Origin of the sequence: Thomasclavelia sp. (assembly GCF_017889095.1) — a bacterium.
GTDB lineage: Bacteria > Bacillota_I > Bacilli_A > Erysipelotrichales > Coprobacillaceae > Thomasclavelia.
Genome location: NZ_JAGHEW010000180.1, coordinates 1 through 3,374 on the forward strand (window position 1 = coordinate 1; position 3,374 = coordinate 3,374).

3 protein-coding genes and 1 pseudogene are annotated in these 3,374 nt (G+C 25.7%); all 4 read left to right on the forward strand.

Annotated features, from left to right (window positions below; genetic code table 11):
- A pseudogene (locus J7M77_RS07785) lies at window positions 1-318 on the forward strand (hypothetical protein); the annotation flags it as partial.
- A 39-nt stretch (window positions 319-357) separates the two neighbouring features.
- The gene (locus J7M77_RS07790; protein WP_296877266.1) at window positions 358-1,473 is read left to right on the forward strand and encodes a polysaccharide pyruvyl transferase family protein; all 1,116 of its coding nucleotides are present in this window, start codon (window positions 358-360) and stop codon (window positions 1,471-1,473) included.
- 80 nt (window positions 1,474-1,553) lie between these two features.
- Window positions 1,554-2,720, forward strand: a complete 1,167-nt coding sequence (locus J7M77_RS07795; protein ID WP_296877267.1) for a hypothetical protein — start codon at window positions 1,554-1,556, stop codon at window positions 2,718-2,720.
- The coding region (locus J7M77_RS07800; protein ID WP_296877268.1) for a glycosyltransferase at window positions 2,689-3,374 on the forward strand (686 nt) is incomplete at its 3' end. The genes J7M77_RS07795 and J7M77_RS07800, both read left to right, overlap by 32 nt.

The window sequence follows — 3,374 nt, forward strand, 5'->3', positions numbered from 1 at the left end:
AAAGAATGTGGCAGCTATGAACACTGTTATTTAAATGAGGACTATTACTTATGGGCCAAAGTTATAGCAAAAGGTCATCATGCAGTAAATATACCTGAAATACTGGTACAGATGAGAGTAGGAAACGGAATGTATGAAAGGAGAGGCGGTTTCAGTTATATAAAAGGTGATATTTCAATGCAGAGGAAACTTTATGATTTGCAACTGATATCATTTTTATTATATCTGTTTAACATAGCTGTAAGATCAACAGTTAGAATATTGCCTACAAATTTTAGAAAACTGATTTATGTAAAAATGATCAGAAAAAATGATTAGTCATTTTAAATTATATTCTTATCTTATGGAGGAACTAAAGTGAAGATATCAATTATAACAATGCACAGGATAGTGAATTATGGTTCAGTGCTGCAGGCATATGCTACTCAATATATATTTGAAAAAATGGGCTGTGAAACAGAAATAATAGACTATCAGACAAAGCGGATGACGATGACAGGAATGATCAGAGATATAAAAGAGAAAAATGATTTATTAAAAAAATCTTTATTGATAAGAACGGCGGTCAGAATTATTATGATTCCTTCATATCTCAAGAGATTTCCTGTATTTAAAAGATTCGTTAGCAATAATTTAAAGATATCAAAACATTTATATACATGTGAAGAAGATTTTGAAAAATATCCTTTAGAAACTGATTTACTGGTAACCGGGAGCGACCAGGTATGGAATTCAGATGTATCAAACGGAATAGATAGACCGTTTTATTTTAGTTTTGATGATACAAAAGAAAAAATTGCATTTTCTGCCAGTTTTGGGAAGAGTAAACTCAAAGATGAAGAAAAAAAAGAAATACATCTGTTGCTGTCAAAATATAAGGCAATATCTGTCAGAGAAAAAAGTGGAATAGAAATATTGGAAAATTTAGGATTAAAAGGTCAATGGATACTGGATCCTACTTTATTACTGACAAAAGAAGAATGGGCTCCATTCATATCAGAAAGATATAGCAATAAAAAATATATACTGGTGTATAACATTAACAGAGAAAAGGGATTAGATAAATTTGTAAGAAGATTAGAAAAAGCCAAGAAAATACCAGTGTATTTTCTTAGCTATCAGTGGCATGATTTTTATAAACACGGAAAACTAAAATGTTGTCCTGCTGTAGAAGATTTTTTAGGTCTGATTAAGAGTGCAGAATATGTTGTTACTGATTCATTTCATTGTCTAGCATTCTCTATTGTATTTAATAAGCAAGTAATGCCATATTATCCACACAAGTTTTCAACTCGACTTGCTAGCTTGGTAGAATTAATAGGATTACAAAAGCAAGTAATTACTGAAAATGCTACAGTAGAAATTGCCGATAATAAAATTGAATGGGATAAAATCAGTAAAAGATTAGCTAATGAGAAGAAAAATACGTTAAAATGGTTAGAAAATGCAATTATAAGTTCAATAGAAAAATAATCTAAATTGATATATGAGAATTTAAATAGCAATTAAGATTTAACCAATAATCCAATATTTAGTAGAAATCGGAGGAAGTAATGATTTTAACTATTAAATTTAATAAAAAAAATGCTTTCAGTTATATTTTATGGGCTATAATTTTATTTTCATATTTTTTTCAATTCCCATTTAGTTTTTTATCCCAATTTATCGTACCTAGTGTTATGTTATTGATAATTTTGAATACTGATGTTAATGAATTTAAACGAAATAAATTATTTTCATTAAATTTTTTATTATTTTTGATATTTCTCTGTATACCTTTTATTATTTCAATTTTTAAAAATGTTGAAATGTCAAGAATTATGAGATTTTTTTTAATACTAATTTCAATACCACTTTGTACGCAAGTAAAATTGAAAAATTATGATAATTATTATAGGATAATGATTTTTTTTGCAATTATTAAAAGTATACTTCTTGTCTTAATAGCATTATATTTAATTAAGACAAATGATCATACACTAATTAGAAATTGGGTATTAGCAAATAATTTAGGAGATATATATTTAGCAGGATCTTTTTCTCCAAGAGTACAAGTTCAAGGGAATGCTTTTTTAGTAGTTATATTTATTCTTTCATTTATTAAAAATAATAAATTTAGATTAAGTAATATCATATTATTATTTGGTATCTTAGCTGCAGGAAACTTTGCCTTTGTATTGGGATTAATATTATTTGTATTTTATAAAATGTATCTATATGTATTATTGTGGTCAAAAAAAAATAAGCAAAAACTAATGATGTTGATTGTTGCGATAATAATAATCATCGCTTTTTTAATACCGTATATTAATGCTAAAATTGAAATAAAGTCTTTATATTCAAATGTAGTAAGAATTGAACAAATCAAAGTATTAACAGAGGGAAATTTTTTGATTGGTGAAGGATTGGGCAGTGTAATTAATGCAAGTACTACCTTTAGAAATTATAACAATGATATTTATTTTGAATTACAAACCTTATATATCTATAATCAAATCGGAATTATTGGACTATTTTTATTTTACATGACGCTTTTTAGTGCTTTTTTTAAAAAGAGAATGACTATTGTAATTGTATATTGCATATATTTGTTTTATGCTCTCTGGAATCCTTATTGCTTTGATACAACGCAAATGATGGCAACAATAATAATTATAAATCTACCAAATTATGTAGGAGGAAGATTACATGAAAAAAATTGCATTAATGACACTATATAATCCAAAAAAAACAATAATTGATAACATACAAAGAATAATAAACCAAGTAGATATTTTGGTACTATGTGACAATAGTAAAAACGATAATAAAGAAATAATTAATCAATTGGATAATAAAAAAATCATGTATATATGGTTTAATCAAAATTTAGGTTTATCTAAAGCGTTTAATAAAATATTAAAGAGTACCTTTATTAAATGGGAAGAAGAAGATTATATAATATTTTTTGATCAAGATTCTAAAATTGAATTAAATCATATTGATAAAATTATTGAGGAATTTGAAAATATAAACAAAATTAAAAACGATGTTGGATGTGTAGGACCAATTTATTTTAATTTAAATAATAATACATTGATGATTCCGAAATCAAAGGAAAGAATCACCAAAAATAGCTATCGAGTAAAAAGTGTTATTACATCATCAATGGTAACAAAGTATAAAAATTTATTGGTTGTAAATTTTTTTAATGAAAATATATTTTTAGATTTGGTTGATTGGGATTTATGTTGGCGTTTTATAAATCATTCCATGTCTTGTTATACAACAAGTGTTTCAATAATAAATCATTCATTAGGCGAAGGAGAGAAAAAAATTGGCCCATTAAGATTTAGAATATCACAACCATTTAGAATATATTATCAAACTAGAGA

Coding starts and splice junctions, on each gene's coding strand:
- J7M77_RS07795 (WP_296877267.1), top strand. CDS start 1,554: ATGATTTTAACTATTAAATTTAATAAAAAAAATGCTTTCAGTTATATT.